Origin of the sequence: Tardiphaga sp. vice304 (genome assembly GCF_007018905.1) — a bacterium.
In the GTDB taxonomy this organism is placed as follows: Bacteria; Pseudomonadota; Alphaproteobacteria; order Rhizobiales; family Xanthobacteraceae; genus Tardiphaga.
Map to the genome: position 1 here is coordinate 3,072,667 of NZ_CP041402.1, position 20,774 is coordinate 3,093,440.

Annotated in this window: 20 protein-coding genes; 17 read left to right on the forward strand and 3 right to left on the reverse strand. The window is 63.6% G+C overall.

Going from position 1 to position 20,774, the window contains the following annotated elements:
- Window positions 1-17 precede the first annotated feature (17 nt).
- The 8 genes from nrdR (at window position 18) to FNL56_RS14640 (ending at window position 7,596) form a co-directional block, all read left to right on the forward strand.
- Entirely contained in the window at window positions 18-512 is a 495-nt protein-coding gene (nrdR, locus tag FNL56_RS14605; protein ID WP_143573489.1) for a transcriptional regulator NrdR, read from the forward strand.
- A complete protein-coding gene (gene ribD, locus FNL56_RS14610; RefSeq protein WP_143573491.1) occupies window positions 509-1,660 on the forward strand; it encodes a bifunctional diaminohydroxyphosphoribosylaminopyrimidine deaminase/5-amino-6-(5-phosphoribosylamino)uracil reductase RibD in 1,152 nt (383 codons plus the stop codon). Before nrdR ends, ribD begins: the two co-directional genes overlap by 4 nt.
- Window positions 1,661-2,269, forward strand: coding sequence for a riboflavin synthase (locus FNL56_RS14615; protein WP_143573492.1), 609 nt, complete (start codon window positions 1,661-1,663; stop codon window positions 2,267-2,269). It begins immediately after the preceding gene.
- 81 nt (window positions 2,270-2,350) lie between these two features.
- Entirely contained in the window at window positions 2,351-2,842 is a 492-nt protein-coding gene (ribH, locus tag FNL56_RS14620) for a 6,7-dimethyl-8-ribityllumazine synthase (protein ID WP_143573494.1), read from the forward strand.
- Window positions 2,843-2,845: 3 nt separating this feature from the next.
- Window positions 2,846-3,358, forward strand: coding sequence for a transcription antitermination factor NusB (nusB, locus tag FNL56_RS14625; protein WP_143573495.1), 513 nt, complete (start codon window positions 2,846-2,848; stop codon window positions 3,356-3,358).
- 149 nt (window positions 3,359-3,507) lie between these two features.
- On the forward strand, window positions 3,508-4,488 hold the full coding sequence (gene thiL, locus FNL56_RS14630) for a thiamine-phosphate kinase (protein ID WP_143573497.1): 981 nt from the start codon (window positions 3,508-3,510) through the stop codon (window positions 4,486-4,488).
- A gap of 231 nt (window positions 4,489-4,719) precedes the next feature.
- The gene (locus FNL56_RS14635) at window positions 4,720-6,840 is read left to right on the forward strand and encodes a sodium-translocating pyrophosphatase (protein ID WP_143573498.1); all 2,121 of its coding nucleotides are present in this window, start codon (window positions 4,720-4,722) and stop codon (window positions 6,838-6,840) included.
- A 402-nt stretch (window positions 6,841-7,242) separates the two neighbouring features.
- Window positions 7,243-7,596 carry an ArsC family reductase gene (locus tag FNL56_RS14640; protein ID WP_143573500.1) on the forward strand — a complete coding sequence of 118 codons (354 nt, stop codon included), beginning with the start codon at window positions 7,243-7,245 and terminating at the stop codon, window positions 7,594-7,596.
- Between the two features lie 17 nt (window positions 7,597-7,613).
- On the opposite strand, the gene FNL56_RS14645 is transcribed toward FNL56_RS14640, so the two are convergent.
- Window positions 7,614-8,216 carry a hypothetical protein gene (locus FNL56_RS14645; RefSeq protein WP_143582115.1) on the reverse strand — a complete coding sequence of 201 codons (603 nt, stop codon included), beginning with the start codon at window positions 8,214-8,216 and terminating at the stop codon, window positions 7,614-7,616.
- A 351-nt stretch (window positions 8,217-8,567) separates the two neighbouring features.
- Here FNL56_RS14645 and FNL56_RS14650 point away from each other — a divergent pair, with 351 nt between their 5' ends.
- The 6 genes from FNL56_RS14650 (at window position 8,568) to FNL56_RS14675 (ending at window position 14,560) form a co-directional block, all read left to right on the forward strand.
- On the forward strand, window positions 8,568-9,323 hold the full coding sequence (locus FNL56_RS14650; protein WP_143573503.1) for an ABC transporter ATP-binding protein: 756 nt from the start codon (window positions 8,568-8,570) through the stop codon (window positions 9,321-9,323).
- Between the two features lie 7 nt (window positions 9,324-9,330).
- Window positions 9,331-10,062: an ABC transporter ATP-binding protein gene (locus FNL56_RS14655; protein WP_441351298.1), complete on the forward strand. Its 732-nt coding sequence runs from the start codon at window positions 9,331-9,333 to the stop codon at window positions 10,060-10,062.
- Between the two features lie 60 nt (window positions 10,063-10,122).
- Window positions 10,123-11,346: an ABC transporter substrate-binding protein gene (locus FNL56_RS14660; protein WP_143573507.1), complete on the forward strand. Its 1,224-nt coding sequence runs from the start codon at window positions 10,123-10,125 to the stop codon at window positions 11,344-11,346.
- A gap of 81 nt (window positions 11,347-11,427) precedes the next feature.
- Window positions 11,428-12,648 (forward strand): ABC transporter substrate-binding protein, encoded by a 1,221-nt coding sequence (locus tag FNL56_RS14665; RefSeq protein ID WP_143573509.1) that lies wholly within the window; start codon window positions 11,428-11,430, stop codon window positions 12,646-12,648.
- 66 nt (window positions 12,649-12,714) lie between these two features.
- Window positions 12,715-13,590, forward strand: a complete 876-nt coding sequence (locus tag FNL56_RS14670; protein ID WP_143573510.1) for a branched-chain amino acid ABC transporter permease — start codon at window positions 12,715-12,717, stop codon at window positions 13,588-13,590.
- Window position 13,591: 1 nt separating this feature from the next.
- Entirely contained in the window at window positions 13,592-14,560 is a 969-nt protein-coding gene (locus FNL56_RS14675) for a branched-chain amino acid ABC transporter permease (protein ID WP_143577945.1), read from the forward strand.
- A 69-nt stretch (window positions 14,561-14,629) separates the two neighbouring features.
- Here the strand turns inward: FNL56_RS14675 and FNL56_RS14680 are convergent, their stop codons facing one another.
- Window positions 14,630-16,540, reverse strand: coding sequence for a methyl-accepting chemotaxis protein (locus FNL56_RS14680; RefSeq protein ID WP_246660958.1), 1,911 nt, complete (start codon window positions 16,538-16,540; stop codon window positions 14,630-14,632).
- A 341-nt stretch (window positions 16,541-16,881) separates the two neighbouring features.
- On the opposite strand from FNL56_RS14680, the gene FNL56_RS14685 reads away from it, so the two are divergent.
- Together FNL56_RS14685 and FNL56_RS14690 are read left to right on the forward strand one after the other, a co-directional pair.
- The gene (locus FNL56_RS14685) at window positions 16,882-17,526 is read left to right on the forward strand and encodes a DUF47 domain-containing protein (protein ID WP_143573516.1); all 645 of its coding nucleotides are present in this window, start codon (window positions 16,882-16,884) and stop codon (window positions 17,524-17,526) included.
- Between the two features lie 14 nt (window positions 17,527-17,540).
- Entirely contained in the window at window positions 17,541-18,554 is a 1,014-nt protein-coding gene (locus FNL56_RS14690) for an inorganic phosphate transporter (protein ID WP_143573518.1), read from the forward strand.
- A 104-nt stretch (window positions 18,555-18,658) separates the two neighbouring features.
- Here FNL56_RS14690 and sugE read toward each other — a convergent pair whose 3' ends face one another.
- Complete coding sequence (gene sugE / locus FNL56_RS14695) at window positions 18,659-18,973, reverse strand: quaternary ammonium compound efflux SMR transporter SugE (protein ID WP_143573520.1); 315 nt, start codon at window positions 18,971-18,973, stop codon at window positions 18,659-18,661.
- A 155-nt stretch (window positions 18,974-19,128) separates the two neighbouring features.
- Here sugE and FNL56_RS14700 point away from each other — a divergent pair, with 155 nt between their 5' ends.
- Complete coding sequence (locus FNL56_RS14700; RefSeq protein ID WP_143573522.1) at window positions 19,129-20,748, forward strand: peptide chain release factor 3; 1,620 nt, start codon at window positions 19,129-19,131, stop codon at window positions 20,746-20,748.
- The last annotated feature ends 26 nt before the right edge of the window (window positions 20,749-20,774 follow it).

Sequence of the window (20,774 nt, forward strand, 5' to 3'; positions counted from 1 at the left end):
CACTAAGGGTCTTTGGAATGCGTTGTCCGAACTGCAATAGCCTGGATACGCAGGTCAAGGACTCGCGTCCCACGGAAGATTCCGCCGTCATCCGCAGGCGGCGGGTCTGCATCACCTGCAATTTCCGCTTCACCACCTTCGAGCGGGTGCAGCTGCGCGAGTTGACGGTGATAAAGCGCGCCGGCCGCCGCGTGCCGTTCGATCGTGACAAGCTGGTGCGATCGCTGCAGATCAGTCTGCGCAAGCGGCCGGTCGATCCGGAGCGGGTCGAGAAGATGGTGTCGGCGATCGTGCGCGAACTGGAAAGCGGCGGCGAGGCCGAGATCTCCTCCGAGACGATCGGCGAGATCGTGATGGAGCACCTGCGCGGCGTCGATGATGTCGCTTATGTCCGCTTCGCCTCGGTGTACCGCAATTTTCGCGAGGCCAAGGATTTCGAGGCAGTGCTCGGCGAATTGTCTGGCGAGGAAGACCTCAAGAACGAACCCAAGCCGATCCCGTTGCGCAAATGATCTTTCGCATCCTGGAAGACCAGTATGCCGAAAAATCCAATGAGGCGAAGGCCGCCGACCGCCGCTTCATGCAGCTCGCGCTGACGCTCGGCCGTCGCGGGCAGGGGCGCACCTGGCCCAACCCTGCCGTCGGCGCGGTGATTGTCAAGGACGGCGTGATCCTCGGCCGCGGCTGGACCAAGCCCGGCGGCCGGCCGCATGGCGAGCCGGTGGCGCTGGCGCAGGCCGGCGACGCCGCCCGCGGCGCGACGCTGTATGTGACGCTGGAGCCGTGCTCGCATTTCGGCAAGTCGCCGCCCTGCGCGGATGCCATTATCGCGGCGGGCATTGCCCGGGTGGTGTCAGCGATCGAGGATCCCAATCCGGAAGTGGCCGGGCAGGGACATGCCCGACTGCGCGCCGCCGGCATCCGGGTCGATACCGGACTCTGCGCGGAGGATGCCGCGCGCGACCATGCCGGACATTTCCGCCGCATCCGCGACCACCGCCCGCACGTGATCCTGAAACTCGCAGTATCGCCGGACGGCATGATCGGGGCGGCCGGGCATAAGCCTTTCGCGGTGACCGGCGAGGCCGTGCGCGCGCGCGTGCATCTGCTGCGCGCGCAATGCGACGCGGTGCTGGTCGGTATCGGCACCGTGCTTGCCGACGATCCGGAGCTGACCTGCCGGCTGCCCGGCATGGCCGCGCGCTCGCCGGTTCGGGTGGTACTCGACCGCGCGCTGCGGCTGCCGGGCAAGACCAAACTCGTGCATTCGGCGCGCGCGCATCCGCTATGGGTGGTGACCTCAAGCCTTTCGGAGGCGCCCGCGGCGATGCTGCTGCAAGCCGCCGGCGCCCAGGTGATCCGGGCGCCGGTCATTACCTCCCCGGCGGGGCTGGATCTGCCGGCGGTGCTGCACGCGCTGGCGGGCCGGGGGATCACACGGCTGCTGGTCGAGGGCGGCGCCAGGATCGCGGCATCGTTCGTGGCAGCCGATCTGGTCGACGAGGTCTTGCTGTTTCGCGGCGCCCGCGAGATCGGCGAGGGCGGCGTGCCGGCGCTGGACGCAATGCCGCTATCGGCGATCACCGGGTCGCCGCGCTTCAAGGCTCGTGCTAGCGAAGCCCTGCAGAATGATACCCTCACGATCTATGAGCGTGCATAAATGTTTACCGGCATTGTCACCGACATCGGCGAAATCGAGACCCTGACGCCGAAAGCGCAGGGCCAGTTGCACCGGCTGCGCGTGCTCAGCCACTACGACCAGAGCAGCATCGTGGACGGCGCCTCGATCTCGCACAACGGCGTCTGCCTGACCGTGACCGGCTCCGGCACGGCCGGCAACCGCACCTGGTTCGAGGTCGATGCCGGCGCCGAGACGCTCGGCCTGACCACCGCGAAGCACTGGAAGGCGGGTACCCGGCTCAATCTTGAGCGTGCGCTGAAGATCGGCGACGAACTCGGCGGCCACATCGTCTCCGGCCATGTCGACGGCATCGCCACCATCGTCGCGCGCGAAGAGCTGCCGGACATGGCGCGCTTCACGCTGCGCACCAGCCGCGAGCTGGCACGCTTCATCGCCACCAAGGGCTCGGTAACGCTGGATGGCGCATCGCTGACCGTGAATACCGTCGACGACGTGACATTTTCGGTGCTGATCATCCCGCATACGCTGACCGTGACGACGGTTGGCGACTGGCAGGCGGGCGACGAGGTCAATCTCGAAGTCGACCAGATGGCGCGCTATGCGGCGCGGCTGACGGAAATGAAATAGCGCGCCGACGCCTCGGCTCTTGGCTTATGCCGCCGCTGCGCCTAAAACCCTGCGCAATCAAACAATTCGAGACGGAATACGATGGCAGACGCGCGACGCGCCCCCTTGCACGACCAGACCGACATTTCCGGCGCGCGCGTGCTGATTGTCGAGGCACGCTTCTACGACGATATCCAGGATGCGCTGCTGGCCGGGGCGGTGCGCGAGCTTGAAGCCGCCAGCGTGCACCACACCGTCCTCACCGTTCCCGGTGCGCTGGAGATCCCGGCCGCGATCGCCATCGCGCTGGATGCCGCCGAGAAGAACGACGAGCCCTATGACGCGGCGATCGCGCTAGGCTGCGTGGTGCGCGGCGAGACCATCCATTTCGAGATCGTCTCGATGGAATCGTCGCGCGGCTTGATGGATCTGGCGGTCAACAGGCGCTTGCCGCTCGGCAATGGCATCATCACCGTCAATAATGACGAGCAGGCCTGGGCGCGCGCCCGCGCCGACGAGCTGAACAAGGGCGGCGACGCCGCGCGGGCCGCGCTGGCGATGCTGCGCATCAAACGCCGTCTGGCGACGAGCTGAGCGATGGCAGAGATCAAGAAGGCCGCATCCAAGAAACCCGCCGCCAAGCCGGCCGAGAAGAAGGCCAACAAGCGCGGCGCGGCTCGTCTTGCTGCCGTGCAGGCGCTGTACCAGATGGATATCGGCGGCGCGGGGATCAACGACATTTTCGCCGAGTTCGAGAGCCACTGGCTCGGCAACGAGGTCGAGGGCGACCAGTATCTGCCGGCCGAGGAAGCGTTCTTCCGCGACGTCGTAGCGGGCGTGCTGCGCGACCAGAACAAGCTCGATCCCCTGATCGACGACGCGCTGTCGAAGGGCTGGCCGCTGGCCCGCATCGAGGCGATTTTGCGCGCGGTGATGCGGGCAGGGTGCTACGAGCTGGAGCACCGCAAGGACATTCCGGCGCGCGTCATCATCTCCGAATATGTCGACGTCGCGCACGCCTTCGTCGAGGGCGACGAGACCGGCATGGTCAACGCCGTGCTCGACCAGATCGCCCGGCAGTTTCGCGCCGACGAGTTTACGAAGGGCTAGCCGTCATTGCGAGGAGCCCTTGCGACGAAGCAATTCAGTCTTCGCTTATGGCCCTCTGGATTGCCGCGTCGCTTCGTCAAAGGGAAAGCTGCCAGCTTTCCCTGACCTCGCAATGACGGAGTGAACCATGTCAGACGGTGCATAACACCATGGCCTCCGGCGAAGACTCCCTCATCTCCCGCTACTTCAAGCCGCTCGCCACCGATCCCGGCGCGTTCGGGCTGACCGACGATGCCGCGGTGCTGCAGGCGGATGGCTTCGACATCGTCGTCAACACCGACGCCATCGTCGAGGGCGTGCACTTTCTCTCCGATGACCCTGCCGACACGATCGCGCGAAAAGCATTGCGGGTAAATCTGTCCGACCTGGCCGCCAAGGGCGCGATGCCGGCCGGCTTCGTGCTGACGCTGGCGCTGCGCGACACCGACCATGCCTGGCTTTCGGAATTCGCCCGCGGCCTGGCTGAGGACGCCGCGGCGTTCGGCTGTGCGCTGCTCGGCGGCGACACGGTCTCGACGCCGGGGCCGCTGATGATCTCGATCACTGCCTTCGGCCGCGTGCCGGCCGGGAAAATGGTGCGCCGCGCGGGTGCTGCTGCCGGCGATCATGTGGTCGTTTCCGGCACGATCGGTGACGCCGCGCTCGGCCTCGCCGCGCTACGCGGTGGAGCGGTGACGCAGGCGCTGGCCGGTGACACCCCGGCGCGCGACGCGCTGGTGTCGCGCTATCGCGTGCCGCAGCCGCGCTCTGCGCTGGCCAAGGCCGTGCGCGACCATGCCAGCGCATCGATGGACGTGTCCGACGGTCTTGCCGGCGACCTTGCCAAACTGCTGGCGACATCCGGCGTGGCGGCGACCGTCGAAGCGTCGGCGATTCCGCTGTCGCAGCCGGCGGCGCGACTGCACCGTCAGGGCATCGTTGATCTGGAGACACTGATGTCCGGTGGCGACGACTACGAAATCCTCTGCACCATTCCGCCGGGCGGACTGTCGTCGTTCGTGGAAGCGGCACAGCGCGCTGGCATTGCCGTTACCACCATCGGGACCGTGTCGGCGGGAGCAGGGGCGCGCTTCGTCGATGCGCAGGGCGCCGAACTCATCCTGTCGCGACTGTCCTACAGTCATTTTTGACAAGCCATCGCGACACCTGACGGCGGCCTTGTCCTGAATCAATCGATTTGGGCCCCGCGTCAGCTAGCCTGCAATCACCGGGAAAAAAGCGGCAGTGTTAGCCATTGGCAGCGTTGCGTGGCGGGGGCGATTTTGCCATGCTTGGCGCACGAGAGGCCGTCCTCACGTGCGGGCAGGCCTCCTTTTATGCGCTCTCAACCGGGCGCGGGGCAGGAAGGACTGAGGCATTCCATGACAGCATTGTGGGTGATTGTGCTCTGCGGGGCACTATCGATCGTGTACGCGATCTGGGCGACGGCATCGGTGATGAAGGCGGATGCCGGAAACGCGCGGATGCAGGAAATTGCAGCGGCGGTGCGCGAAGGCGCGCAGGCCTATCTGAAGCGGCAATACATGACCATCGCCATCGTCGGCGTTGTTATCTTCGCACTGCTGTACTACTTCCTCGGCGCGCTGGTCGCGATCGGCTTCGTGATCGGGTCGGTGCTGTCGGGCGCCGCCGGCTTCATCGGCATGAACGTCTCGGTGCGCGCCAATGTCCGCACCGCGCAGGCCGCGACCGTGTCGCTGGCCGGCGGGCTTGAGCTGGCCTTCAAGGCCGGCGCGATTACCGGCATGCTGGTGGCGGGTCTGGCGCTGCTCGGCGTCACCATCTACTTCGCCTATCTCACCCATGTGCTCGGCCACGCCGCCAACAGCCGCGTCGTCGTCGACGCGCTGGTGGCGCTCGGCTTCGGCGCCTCGCTGATCTCGATCTTTGCGCGGCTGGGCGGCGGCATCTTCACCAAGGGCGCCGACGTCGGCGGCGATCTCGTCGGCAAGGTCGAGGCCGGCATTCCCGAAGACGACCCGCGCAATCCCGCCACCATCGCGGACAATGTCGGCGACAATGTCGGCGACTGCGCCGGCATGGCGGCCGACCTGTTCGAGACCTATGCGGTGACCGCGGTCGCCACCATGGTGCTGGCAGCGATCTTCTTTGCCAACTCGCCGTTGCTGGTCAACATGATGACGCTGCCGCTGGCGATCGGCGGCATCTGTATCCTGACCTCGATTGCCGGCACCTTCTTCGTCAAGCTCGGGCCAAGTCAGTCGATCATGGGTGCGCTCTACAAAGGCCTGATCGCTACCGGCGTGTTGTCGCTGTTCGGCGTTGCCGGCGTGATCTACTGGCTGGTCGGCTTCGGCCCGCTCGCCGGCGTCAAGTACACCGGTCTGGCGCTGTTCGAATGCGGCGTCGCCGGCCTCGTGGTGACGGCTTTGATCATCGTGATCACCGAATACTACACCGGCACCCAATATCGCCCGGTGAAGTCGATCGCGGCCTCATCCGTCACCGGCCACGGCACCAATGTGATCCAGGGCCTCGCCATTTCGATGGAATCCACCGCGGGTCCCGCGCTGGTGATCATCGCCGGCATCCTGGTGACGTACAGCCTGGCTGGCCTGTTCGGCATCGCGATCGCCACTACGACGATGCTGGCGCTGGCCGGCATGATCGTGGCGCTCGACGCTTTCGGCCCCGTCACCGACAATGCCGGCGGCATTGCGGAAATGGCCGGATTGCCCAAGGAAGTGCGCAAGGCGACCGACGCGCTCGACGCGGTCGGCAACACCACCAAGGCGGTCACCAAGGGCTACGCCATCGGCTCCGCCGGTCTGGGTGCACTGGTGCTGTTCGCGGCGTATAATGAGGATCTCAAATTCTTCATCGCCAATGCCGCGAAGTATCCGTACTTCCAGGGCGTGCTGCCGGACTTCTCGCTGAATAACCCTTACGTCGTGGTCGGTCTGCTGTTCGGCGGGTTGTTGCCCTACCTGTTCGGCGCGATGGGCATGACGGCGGTCGGCCGCGCGGCATCGGCGATTGTCGAGGAAGTGCGCCGGCAGTTTCGTGAGAAGCCGGGCATCATGCAGGGCACCGACAAGCCCGACTACAAGAAGGCCGTCGATCTGCTGACCAAGGCCGCGATCAAGGAGATGATCATCCCGTCGCTGCTGCCGGTGCTGTCGCCGGTCGTGGTCTACTTCCTGATCTACGCGATTGCCGGCGGCGGCGCGGCCGGCAAGTCGGCGGCGTTCTCGGCGGTCGGCGCGATGCTGCTCGGCGTGATCGTCACCGGCCTGTTCGTGGCGATCTCGATGACCTCGGGCGGCGGCGCCTGGGACAATGCCAAGAAATACATCGAGGACGGCCATTTCGGCGGCAAGGGCTCCGAGGCCCACAAGGCCGCGGTGACCGGCGACACCGTCGGCGATCCCTACAAGGACACGGCGGGCCCCGCGGTAAATCCGATGATCAAGATCACCAACATCGTGGCGCTGCTGCTGCTGGCGATCCTGGCGCACTGAGCGACGTAACGGCGCCGTCTCTTCACCTCTCCCCGTTGGGGAGAGGTCGGCCCGGCAGAGCGAAGCGATGCCGGGGCGGGTGAGGGGGCTGGGCTCTCAGTCTACTAAAGTTCCTAACCCCTCACCCGAATGTCGTCACTTCGTGCCGACATTCGGCCTCTCCCTATGGGAGAGGTGACCGAGCGTCTCAAGCGTATGGAGCTTGAGGCAGCTTGCAAACTCAGCCCGCGAAATTCGCCGCGATGCGCTGCTGCAGATTGTCGTGCGCCGAGATCGGCTCATAGACCTTGGCCAGCCCATAGGATGGGCAGAGCGCTGTAATGTGGATCAGCGGGATATCGGTCTTGCGCTGCCGACCGGTGCGTCCGATGGATGATCCGACAGGAACAAGGCGGGTAGGGCATGGCCAAAACGATGACGATCTACGGCATCAAGAATTGCGACACGATGAAGAGGGCGCGCGCCTGGCTCGACGACCACAGCGTGGCGTATGGATTTCACGACTACAAGTCCGCGGGCATCGATCGCGCCACGCTGGCCGGCTGGGCCGGGCTGGTCGGTTGGGAAACGCTGCTGAACCGCGCCGGCACCACCTTCCGCAAGCTCGACGAAGCCGACAGGCAGGACCTCACCGAGGCCCGCGCGATCGCGTTGATGCTGGCGCAGCCGTCGATGATCAAGCGCCCGGTGCTCGATCTCGGCGGACGGCTGCTGGTCGGCTTCAAGCCCGAGATCTATGAAAAGGAACTGAAGTAGGGCGAAGGCCGATCCGCTCAGACGATCTCCACCACGTCGCCGGCAGCGATGTAGTTCGGCGTCCGGTGAAACAGCTTGCTGTCGGTGACCACGCAGACGCTGGGGACCGGCAGGCTGAGATGGCCGCGCATCAGATCCCTGATCTCGAAGCCGCCATCCTCGCTGATTGTTTTCAGCGACGCGATGATGTGGCTGACGCCGGCGCCATTGGAGAACGGCATCAGCACGCGTTCATAGGCGACGGCGCGGCCGTGAACATCGTCGACCATCGAGATCGTGTAGATCGGCAGGGCGCAACGGACGCATTCTGCATAGACCGGCAGCACGATCGGTCCGAGGATCGGACCGAGATATTCGTCGAGATATCGGCCGCGGCCGGTGCTGCCATAGGCATTGGACATCCGGGTGCCGTTGCTCTCGATCACGAACCGCACCGGATGCCGGATGTCATCAACCCGATAGTACACCAGATCGGGCAGTTCCTCGTCGAGCCGGGTCGGCTGAAAATCGGCGATATCGGGTAAAAGATGCTGCCGCGCATAGAGCCGCAGCCAGCAATTCAGCAGATCACGCTGCCGGATCGACTTGACCACGGATGGGTCGGCGCTCTGGAAATCCACGGTTGCAATCCGCTTTTGTTGATTAGTTCAGATAGTTTGGGCGGCAAGCTCCAATAATGTATTACGCTACCGAAAGTTGTCTGGATACAATTAATAGAGGCTTTCGCGTCGGCGCGATCCGCCGCTTGCTGATACGAGGCGGGACGACGGCGCCATTCGACTAAGGACCAAGTTCGCTGCGGCGAACGGACCGGGGAATGGGGTGCATTGCACCTTGCGTTCATCGCAGGCTTGACGGCATATTCCGCCAGAGGTAGCGGGCTGGGAACAAAGCGGACCTGGACCCGACCGCTCGAAATAAAATGGCCACCGTGACGACACGCGCGGGAAGGCCCTTGGAGGAAATTCTGCTTGGCCGATGAGTTCATTCTTGAAACCCACGGATTGACGAAGGAATTCGCGGGCTTTTTTGCTGTCCGCGACGTCAATCTCAAGGTCAAACGGGGCACCATTCACGCATTGATCGGTCCCAACGGGGCCGGCAAGACGACGTGCTTCAATCTTCTCACCAAGTTCCTGAAGCCGTCGGCGGGCCAGATTCTGTACAACGGCCGCGATATCACCGCGCTGGCGCCGGCCGACGTGGCGCGCCAGGGGCTGGTGCGGTCGTTCCAGATCTCGGCGGTGTTTCCGCATTTGACGGCGCTCGAGAACGTTCGTGTTGCACTGCAGCGTCAGCATGGCGCGTCGTTCGACTTCTGGCGTTCCAAAAACGTACTCGACCAATACAACCGTCGCGCGGAGGAGTTGCTCGAGGACGTCGGCCTCAGCGAGTTCATCCAGACGCCGGCGGTGGAAATGCCCTACGGCCGCAAGCGCGCGCTGGAGATCGCGACTACGCTGGCGCTCGATCCCGAAATGATGTTGCTCGATGAGCCGATGGCCGGCATGGGCCATGAGGACATCGACAAGATCGCCGCCCTGATCAAGCGAATCTCGGCGAAATATACCATTCTGATGGTCGAACATAATTTGAGCGTGGTCTCGAACCTGTCCGACATCATCACCGTTCTGACGCGCGGCAAGGTGCTGGCCGAAGGCAGCTATGCCGACCTCACCAAGGACGAGCGCGTCAAGGAAGCCTATCTGGGAGCCGGGCATGGTTGATCTGACAATGGCCGATCCGGTGAAGCCCGCGGCGAATGCCGCGACCGTGCTCACGGTGGAAAACCTGCAGGCGTGGTACGGCGAGTCGCATATTCTGCATGGCATCAACTTCAACGTGAAGGCCGGCGAGGTGGTGACGCTGCTCGGCCGCAACGGCGCGGGCAAGACCACCACGCTGAAGTCGATCATGGGCATCATCGGCAAGCGCACCGGCAGTGTGAACTTCGAAGGTCAGGAGATCATCAAGGCGCAGTCTGACAAGATCGCCAGGTTCGGCGTGGCATTTTGCCCGGAAGAGCGTGGCATCTTCGCCAGTCTCGACGTGCGCGAAAACCTGATGCTGCCGCCGACCATCCGGCCGGGCGGGCTCTCGCTCGACCAGATCTTCGAACTGTTTCCGAACCTCAAGGAACGGCTGGATAGCCAAGGGACAAAACTGTCCGGCGGCGAGCAGCAGATGCTGGCGATCGGCCGCATTTTGCGGACCGGCGCGCGCTTCCTGATGCTTGACGAGCCGACCGAAGGTCTCGCGCCGGTCATCATCCAGCAGATCGGTCACACCATCCAGCGGCTGAAATCGGAAGGCTTCACGATCCTGCTGGTCGAACAGAATTTCCGCTGGGCCTCGACGGTCGCGGATCGCTTCTACGTCGTCGAGCACGGCAAGATCATCGACGGCTTCGCCAATTCAGAGCTGTCGGCGAATATGGATAAGCTTCACACCTATCTCGGCGTCTGACCGGGTCGAAGGAAGCAGTCCAGCACCACAACCATCAAAAAACAGGGTAGGGAGGCTATAATGAAAAAAACAATATCGGCTTTGATGCTCGGCACCATTGTTGGACTCGGTGCGGCAACCGCCGCGCTGGCGCAGGACAAGAACATCAAGATCGGCGTTCTGAACGATCAGTCCGGCCTCTATGCTGACATCACCGGACCGGGTTCGGTGATCGCTGCGCAGATGGCCGCGGACGATTCCGGCATGACTGCGAAAGGCTGGAAGATAGAGGTCGTCTCCGGCGATCATCAGAACAAGCCGGACATTGGCGTCAACATCGCGCGGCAGTGGTTCGACCGCGACAAGGTCGACGTCATCGTGGACGTGCCGACATCGTCGGTCGGTCTTGCCGTCAACAACGTCGTCAAGGAAAAGAATGGCGTCTATCTGAATTCCGGGAGCGGCACGTCCGATCTCAGCAACGCGCAGTGCTCGCCGAACACCGTCCATTGGGCTTATGATACTTACATGCTGGCAAACGGGACGGGCTCGGCGCTGACGAAGAATGGCGGCGACACCTGGTTCTTTCTGACCGCCGACTATGCCTTCGGCACGGCACTCGAACGCGACACGACGAACGCCGTCAACGCGCTTGGCGGCAAGGTCGTCGGAAGCGTTCGTCCGCCGCTCAACTCGGCCGACTTTTCCTCGTTCCTGTTGCAGGCGCAATCGTCGAAAGCCAAGGTGATCGGCCTTGCCAACGCCGGCGGCGACACCATCAACGCGATCAAGCAGGCCTCGGAATTCGGCATCTCGTCGGGCGGCCAGAAGCTCGCCGGCCTGCTTATGTTCATCACCGACGTGCATTCGCTCGGCCTCAAGACGGCGGCCGGCTTGAATTACACGACGTCTTTCTATTGGGATTTGAACGAAAATACGCGGGGCTTCTCCAAACGTTTCCAGGAGAAGATGAAGAACAAGGCTATGCCGACAATGGTGCAGGCTGGCGTCTATGGCTCGCTGCTGCATTACTTCAAGGTGCTCGACAAGATGGGCGGCAACTCCCGTGACGGCATCAAGATCGTCGAGGCGATGAAGGCAACCCCGACCGATGACATTCTTTTCGGTAAGGGTTCGATCCAGCCGAACGGCCGCAAGATTCACCCGGCCTATCTCCTCGAAGTGAAGAAACCCGAAGAGTCGAAGGGGCCGTGGGACTACATGAAGGTCGTAGCGACGATTCCGGCAGACCAGGCGTTCACGCCGCTCGAGAAGAGCAGCTGCCCGCTCCTGAAGAAGACCTGACAATTTTTGCGGCCGCAGCCTTGCGCTGCGGCCGCCCGACATTCGTGAATCTTACAAAAAAGACGGCAAGGAAAACAGTAAATGAAGAAGTCCGTTTCGACGCTGATGCTCGGCAGCGCGTTGCTGCTGGGCGCGGTTACCCAGGGCCTCGCTCAGGACAAGGTCGTCAAGATCGGTTCCCTCAGCGACCAGTCGGGGCTGTATTCGGATGTCGGCGGTCCCGGCTCGACGCTGGCCGCGCAGATGGCGGTGGAAGATTCCGGCCTTCTCACCAAGGGCTGGAAGATCGACGTGATCTCGGGCGATCACCAGAACAAGCCGGACATCGGCTCCAACATCGCGCGGCAGTGGTTCGACATCGACAAGGTCGATGTCATCGTCGATGTGCCGAATTCGGGCGTGGCGCTGGCGGTCAACAACATCATCAAGGAAAAGAACGCCGTCTTCCTCAATTCGGGCGCCGGCACCTCCGACCTGACCAACGCGCAGTGCTCGCCGAACACGATCCACTGGACCTACGACACCTTCATGCTCGCCAACGGCACCGGCACGGCGCTGACCAAGGCCGGCGGCAATAGCTGGTTCTTCCTGACCGCCGACTACGCCTTCGGCGCCGCCCTCGAGCGTGACACCACCGCGGCCGTGACGTCCAATGGCGGCAAGATCGCCGGCGGCGTCAAGCACCCGCTGAACACCTCGGACTTCTCCTCCTTCCTGCTGCAAGCCCAGGCCTCCAAGGCCAAGGTGATCGGCCTCGCCAATGCCGGCGGCGACACCTCCAATGCGATCAAGCAGGCGTCGGAATTCGGCATCATCCAGGGCGGCCAGAAGCTCGCGGCGCTCCTGATGTTCATCACCGACGTGCACGCCATCGGCCTGCCGGTGGCGCAGGGCCTGAGCTTCACCGAGACGTTCTACTGGGACATGAACGACCAGACCCGCGCCTTCTCCAAGCGCTTCCAGGACCGCATCCGCAACAAGCAGGTCCCGACCATGTCGCAGGCCGGCGTCTATTCCAGCCTGATCCATTACTTCAAGGCGCTGGAAGCGCTCGGCGGCAATCCGCATGACGGCGTCAAGGTGGTCGCCAAGATGAAGGATATGCCGACCGATGACGCGCTGTTCGGCAAGGGCTCGATCCAGCCGAACGGCCGCAAGATCCACCCGGCCTATCTGTTCGAGGTGAAGAAGCCCGCCGAATCCAAGGGGCCATGGGACTACTACAAGACCGTCGCCACGATCCCGGCGGAAGAAGCCTTCACGCCGCTCGCCAAGAGCACCTGCGCGCTGCTGAAGAAGTAATACGCAACGACCGGCAGTGTTGCGCTGCCGGTCGCCACCATTCTGACGTCAAGAGCTGAGAACCACATGTCGATCAATCTCCAGGCGCTGTCCGCACAATTGCTGGTCGGGCTTATCAACGGCTCGTTCTACGCGCTGCTCAGTCTCGGCCTCGCCGTGATCTTCGGCATGCTCAACATCATCAACTTCGCCCATGGCGCGGTCTACATGATGGGCGCCTTCGCGGCGTATTTCCTGCTGAATTTCGCCGGCATCGGCTACTGGCCGGCTCTGATCCTGGCGCCGTTGGCTGTCGGCATCTTCGGCATGATCCTTGAGCGCACCATGCTGCAATGGATCGCCAGTCTCGACCACCTCTACGGGTTGCTGTTGACCTTCGGTCTGGCGCTGATCATCCAGGGCGTGTTCCAGAACTATTTCGGCTCCTCGGGCCTGCCTTATGCGATCCCCGATGCGCTGAAGGGCGGCATGAATCTCGGATTCATGTTCCTGCCGATCTATCGCGGCTGGGTAGTGGTGTTCTCTCTCGTGGTCTGCATCGCCACCTGGTACCTGATCGAGCGCACCAGGCTCGGCGCCAATCTGCGCGCCGCGACCGAGAACCCGACCCTGGTGCGCGCCTTCGGCATCAACGTTCCCCGAATGATCACGCTGACCTACGGGCTCGGCGTCGGTCTGGCGGCGCTCGCCGGCGTGCTGTCGGCGCCGATCAACCAGGTCCGTCCCCTGATGGGCGCCGACCTGATCATCGTGGTGTTCGCGGTGGTGGTGATCGGCGGCATGGGGTCGATCATGGGCTCGATCATCACCGGCTTCGCGCTGGGGATCGTTGAGGGCCTGACCAAATATTTCTACCCCGAAGCCTCCAACACCGTGGTCTTCGTACTGATGGTGTTGGTGCTCTTGGTGAAACCTTCTGGACTGACGGGACGGGCGGCTTGATATGACGACGATTACTGAAAACGCCATTCCGCAGCCGCGCCGTCGCATCAACGATGCGATGATCGCGTTCGTCCTGATGACCGCGTTGCTGGCGGTGGTGCCGCTGACCGGTGTCTATCCGTTCTTCGTGATGCAGGCCTTGTGCTTTGCGCTTCTGGCCTGCGCCTTCAATTTGCTGATCGGCTACGGCGGGTTGTTGTCGTTCGGCCATGCGATGTTCCTCGGCACCGCCGGCTATTTCACGGCGCACGCGCTCAAAGTCTGGGGGCTGTCGCCGGAACTCGGCATTCTCGTCGGCACCGTCGGCGCCGGCGCGCTGGCGGTCATCACCGGGCTGATTGCGATCCGCCGCCAGGGCATTTACTTCGCCATGATCACGCTGGCGTTGTCGCAGCTGTTGTACTTCGTCTATCTGCAGACGCCGTTCACCCATGGCGAGGACGGCATCCAGGGCATCCCGCAGGGCAAGCTGTTCGGCATCTTCAACCTCGCCAATTCGACCACGCTGTATTACGTGATCCTGGCCGGCTTCCTGCTCGGCTTCCTTTTGATCTACCGCACCATCAACTCGCCGTTCGGCGAGGTGCTGAAGGCGATCCGCGAGAACGAGCCGCGCGCGATTTCGCTGGGCTACAAGACTGACCAGTACAAGCTGATGGCCTTCATCCTGTCCGGCGCGCTGGCGGGCTTCGCCGGCTCGCTGAAAGTGTTCGTGGCGCAGAACGCCTCGCTCACCGACGTACACTGGACGATGTCCGGCGAGATCGTGCTGATCACGCTGGTCGGCGGCCTCGGCACCTTGTTCGGCCCGGTGGTCGGCGCCTTCGTCATCATCGCCATGCAGCAATATCTCGCCGGCTTCGGCCAGTGGGTGACGGTGATCCAGGGCGTGATCTTCGTGGTCTGTGTGCTGACTTTCCGCCGCGGGATCATCGGCGAGATCGGGCATTACTTCAAACGCTCGCTGTAATCCGGACGCTTGAACCTTGAGAATGTCGTCCCCGCTTTCGCGGGGACGACTGGTGGCGTGGTCGGGGTGTCACGCCGCCCTCACGGTCGCGAGAAACTTCTCCACCTCGGTCTTGAGCCGGTTGCTCTCGCCGGACAATTGTTGCGCCGACGTCAACACCTGTGCGGATGCCGAACCGGTCTCGCTGGCGCCGCGGCTCATTTCAACGATCTGATGATTGACCTCACCGGATCCCGCGGTGGCGCGTTCCACGTTGCGTGCAATTTCGCTGGTCACGGCCTGCTGTTTGTCGACCGCCACCGAACTGTTGCTGGCGATGTCCGACAGCCGGTCGATGGTGGTGCTGATCAGCTTGATCGCCGCCACCGAAACCTCGGTCGCGGTCTGCATGCCGCCGATCTGCGTCCGGATTTCGCTGGTCGCCGTGGCGGTCTGCGCCGCCAGCATCTTCACCTCCTGGGCGACCACCGCAAAGCCCCGGCCGGTATCGCCCGCGCGGGCGGCCTCGATGGTGGCATTGAGCGCCAGCAGGTTGGTCTGCTGGGCAATCTTGGCGATGAGGTCGACTACCGTCCCGATCTTCACCGCGGCCTGTGACAACGCGATGATCTTTAGGTCGGTGTCCTGGACCTGGCGTACCGCTGCGCCGGCGATCTCGGTGGATTCCGACAACTGGCGGCCCATCTCGCGGACCGACATCGACATCTCGTCGGTCGCGGAGGCCACCGACCGGACGTGGGAGGACGCTTCCGTCGACGCCGTGGTGACGCTGTGGGCGAGCGTTTCGGTCAACTGGGCCGTTGCCGTCAGCGTCACCGCCGTCGCCTCCAGCTCGGTCGAGGCCGTCGACACGGTGTTGATGATTTCGCCAACCGCGTTCTCAAACGCATCGGCAATCCGGCGCATCTCCGCCTTGCGTTGCGCGCTGGCGATGTGGTCGCGCTCGATCCTGGCATCGGCCTCGAGCCGGGCCCGGTCGGCCGCCTTGATCTTGAACGCTTCCACGGCTCTGGCCATCGCGCCGATCTCGTCGGTGCGGCCGAGGCCCGGCAACACCACGTCGAACTCGCCATCGGCGAGCTGCTGCATGGCGCGTGTCATGCGGGAGATCGATTTTGCAATTCGGTGGCCGAAGATCAAGGCCAGCAGGCCGATGACCGGAATGGCGATCCGGATCGTCCACGACAGCAGGTCGCGGCTCTCGTCGGCATGTCGCGTGGCGGCCTCGTAGCGCTCGGTCGCAAACTGGCTGAGTTCCGTCAACGGCGGCCGCGTGCGTTCGAAGACACTGGCGAAATCTTCGGCCTCTTCGTTGAGCGAACCCTGGCTGACGCTGTAGGCCATGAAGCTGCTCTCGTAGCTGCGTATCAGCGTGGCCATCTCGGCGCTCTGGCCGGCCGGCAACGCCAGTGCTTTCAGCGCTGTTTCGAAATCGCTGACGCGCTCGCGCAGCCGGTCAAAATATTTGTCCTCGCCGCGGAGCGCAAAATCCTTCTCGTTGACGCGCATCATCCAGAACAGCATCGCGAGTTGTGGCTGCTGCAATTCGCCCAGGCGTTGCTCGACGTGACGCGCCGCTGCGGCCATCTTGCCTTGCAGGCCGTCTTTCTCGGTGAAGCCGATGATGCGTTGCGCCGCGACGATATTGTGAAAGCGGGTGGCATAGAGATTCATGCCCGATCGCAGCGCCGAGATCTGCTTCGGCGCGTCGGTCTTCAGCGCTTCCAGCAGTTTCTCGGTGGCCGTCAAATGCGCGAGGGCCTGCTTCAGCACCTGATCGTGTCGATCGACCAGCTTTTCGCCGGGCTTGCGCAGGAAGGCCGCGCCGATCTGGCCGGCTTCCGAATAATTGTCGGACAGGCTGGTCACATCTGCGCGCAGCAACACGCTGCTGTCGGCCTGTTGCTGGGCGGCGCTGCCGTAGTGCAGGCCTGCAAGGCAGATCGCGCCGGTCAGCGCGACGCCCGCCAGCGCCAGCATCGCGATCTGCAGTCGCAGACCGATCCGAAGTCGGGAAACAGATAGTCGCTGACGAAAAGATTCGTGATGGCGTAGCCCGAACATGGCAATGGTCCCCTGACACCGACGTCGTGCGCTTCTAGGCGGCCATTTCTGAATCAATGCATAATGGTAACGAGATACGCAAAACTGTATTTTTTCGAATGGGCGAATTTTGTGATGTGCCTGTCACATGGCGACAGAAAGCGGTGGATGGACACCGCCCGTGCATTTTCCCGACCCCGTCAAAATGCTTTATGACAGCCATGTGACAGGGTGCCGCCTGCCGGCGTGCCCTGAGCCTTCCTGACATCCGGGTCAACATGCTGCGCTGGTTTCGAACTTTTTTGCCGCGTGAAGAGCGCTTCTTCGATCTGTTCGCCCGCCATTCGGCGACTGTGGTGCTGGGCGCCGAAGCGCTGCAGGGCGTGTTGCGCGGCGGCGAAGAGACGCCGGTGTACTGCCAGCGCGTCAACCAGTTCGAGAACGATGCCGACGCCATCACGCGGGAAGTGCTGACCGCGGTGCGTCGCACCTTTATCACCCCGTTCGACCGCGTCGACATCAAGAACCTGATCACCGCGCTGGACGATTCCATCGACCAGATGCAGCAGACCGCCAAGGCGGTGATCCTGTTTGAGGTGCGCCAATTCGAGCCGCCGATGCGCGAGATCGGCACGCTGCTGGTCGAATGCGCCAAGCTGGTCAGCCGCGCGCTGCCCTTGATGCAGAACATCGGCGACAATGTCGGGCTTTTGACCGCCATCACCGAGGAAGTCGGCAAGCTGGAAGGCCGCGTCGATGACCTGCACGACATCGGGCTGAAGGAACTGTTCCTCAAGCACCGCGAGGCCAACACGATGGACTACATCGTCGGCGCGGAGATCTACAAGCATCTGGAGAAGGTGGCGGACCGTTTCGACGACGTCGCCAACGAGATCAACAGCATCGTCATCGAACAAGTCTAGGGCAGGGCCGCACAGTGGACGCCACGCTCGCTTTTCCGGTGCTGATCGGCCTGATCGCTGTCGCGCTGCTGTTCGACTTCCTCAATGGCTTGCACGATGCGGCCAATTCGATCGCCACCATCGTCTCGACCCGCGTGCTGCGCCCGCAATATGCGGTGTTGTGGGCGGCGTTTTTCAACTTCATCGCCTTTGCCGTGTTCGGCCTGCACGTCGCCAACACGATCGGCACGGGGATCATCGACCCGCATGTGATCGACGCGCCGGTGATCTTCGGCGCTCTGATGGGCGCCATCGTCTGGAACCTGATCACCTGGGCGCTCGGCATCCCGTCGAGTTCCTCGCACGCGCTGATCGGCGGGTTGCTCGGCGCCGGCCTCGCCAAGGCGGGCTTCGCCGCCGCCGAATGGAAGGGCCTGTCGATGGCGCTGTTGGCCATCGTGCTGTCGCCGCTGGTCGGCTTCCTGCTGGCGCTGCTGCTGACGGCGATCGTGTCCTGGGCCTCGGTGCGCTCGACGCCGTTTGCGATCGACCGCGCCTTCCGCATTCTGCAGTTCGTCTCGGCCTCGCTGTATTCGCTCGGCCATGGCGGCAACGACGCGCAGAAGACCATGGGCATCATCGCGGTGCTGCTGTACTCGCAGGGCCATCTCGGCAGCGAATTTTCGGTGCCGTTCTGGGTGGTGCTGTCGTGCCAGGCGGCGATGGCGCTGGGCACGCTGATGGGCGGCTGGCGCATCGTCCGCACCATGGGCCTGCGCATTACCAAGCTGACGCCGATGCAGGGTTTTTGCGCCGAGACCGGCGGCGCGGCCACGCTGTTCATGGCGACGTTCCTCGGCGTTCCCGTCTCGACCACCCACACCATCACCGGCGCCATCGTCGGCGTCGGCGCGGCGCGCCGGGTCTCGGCGGTACGCTGGAACGTGGCGAGCTCGATCGTCTACGCCTGGGTCATCACCATCCCGGCGTCGGCGATCGTCGCCGCGCTGTCGTACTGGGCCGTGACGCTGCTGCACGTCAGGTTCTGACCCAGTTTTGTAGCCCGGATGAAGCGAAGCGAAATCCGGGATCAGCGTTTCAGCATAAGCGGTTGCCCTGGATTGCGCTTCGCTCCATCCAGGCTACTCATGCCTCAGCTCACCAGCTTCAGCCCGACGATTCCGGCCACGATCAACCCGATGCAGGCGATCCGGGCGAAGCTCGAGGGGTCGCCGAACAGGATGATGCCCAGGATCGCGGTGCCGACGGCGCCGATCCCGGTCCATACCGCGTAGGCCGTGCCCATCGGCAGCGTCTTCAGCGCCATCGCCAGCATGCCGACCGAGGCGGTCATGCTGGTCAGGGTCAGCACCGAGGGAACCAGCTTGGTGAAACCTTCGGTATATTTCAGCCCGACCGCCCAGCCGACCTCGAGCAGACCCGCGATGAACAACAGCAACCACGCCATGACAGCCTCCGGAACAAGCAGGCCGTCCTGCGAATGGATTGGGGTCGGAGGTCGTCCTCCACCTCCCTATATGCGACACGCGAGATCGGGCTGCAACCACCGCAATCCCGTCAAATTCCCTTGATTGCGCCGGGTTTCCCTGCCACAGGCACGTCATGTCCGACATTGCCATCCCCACAGACCAGCCCGCACCCTCCACCTTTGCCGCCGAGGTGGCGCGCCGCCGCACCTTTGCGATCATCTCGCATCCTGACGCCGGCAAGACCACGCTGACGGAAAAGCTGCTGCTGTTCGGCGGCGCCATCAATCTCGCCGGTCAGGTCCGCGCCAAGGGCGAGCGCCGCTCGACCCGTTCCGACTGGATGAAGATCGAGCGCGACCGCGGCATCTCGGTCGTCACCTCGGTGATGACCTTCGAGTTCCAGGACCTCGTCTTCAACCTCTTGGATACGCCGGGCCATGAAGACTTCTCCGAAGACACCTATCGCACGCTGACCGCCGTCGACTCCGCCGTGATGGTGATCGACGCCGCCAAGGGCATCGAGGCGCGCACGCTGAAGCTGATCGAGGTCTGCCGTCTTCGCGACATCCCGATCATCACCTTCATCAACAAGATGGACCGCGAAAGCCGCGACACCTTCGATCTGCTGGACGAGATCGAGAAGACGCTGGCGCTCGACACCACGCCGATGACCTGGCCGGTCGGCCGTGGCCGCGACTTCCTCGGCACCTACGACATCCACACCGGCGGCATCCGCCTGCTGGAAGGCGGCGGCGCCAAGACCGGTGCGGCCGAGCAGATCGAGGTCGCCGATCTCGCCGCACGCCATCCCAATCTCGACGTCTCCGAGACGCTGGAAGAGCTGGCGCTGGTCAAGGAAGCCAGCAAGCCGTTCGACCTGCAGGCGTTTCGCGAGGGCCACATGACCCCGGTGTATTTCGGTTCGGCGCTGCGCAATTTTGGCGTTGGCGATCTGCTGCAGGGGCTCGGCCAGTTCGCGCCGCCGCCGCGCGCGCAGGAGGCCAATTTGCGCAAGGTCGAGGCCGACGAGCTGCGCATGTCCGCCTTCGTGTTCAAGATCCAGGCGAACATGGATCCCAACCACCGCGACCGCATTGCGTTTGCGCGTCTCTGCTCCGGCAAGCTGACGCGGGGCATGAAGGCCAAGCTGGTGCGCACCGGCAAGAACATGTCGCTGTCGAGCCCGCAGTTCTTCTTCGCGCAGGACCGCGCTTTGGCGGACGAGGCCTATGCCGGCGACGTCGTCGGCATTCCCAACCACGGCACGCTGCGGATCGGCGACACGCTGACCGACGGCGAGGACCTCACCTTCATCGGCGTGCCCTCGTTTGCGCCGGAAATCGTCCGCCGCGTGCGGCTCGGCGACGCCATGAAGGCGAAGAAGCTGAAGGAAGCGCTGCAGCAGATGTCGGAGGAGGGCGTCGTGCAGGTGTTCCGCCCGCGCGACGGCGCGCCAGCTCTGGTCGGCGTCGTCGGTCCCCTGCAGCTCGACGTGCTGAAGGCGCGGCTCGATGCCGAATACCAGTTGCCGGTGAGTTTCGAGGTCTCGGAATTCTCGCTGGCGCGCTGGATCTCCAGCGACACGCCGAAGAAGCTCGAGGCCTTCATGACCGCCAACAATTCCGGCGTCGCCGACGACGTCGACGGCGATCCGGTATTCCTGGCCAAGAACGACTTCTACCTGAACTATACCAAAGAGCGCGCCGAAGGTATCGTGTTCGCGGATATCAAGGACGTGAAGAAGAAGGTGTGAGGCGGGGGCGGGGCGCTCTTTCTTAC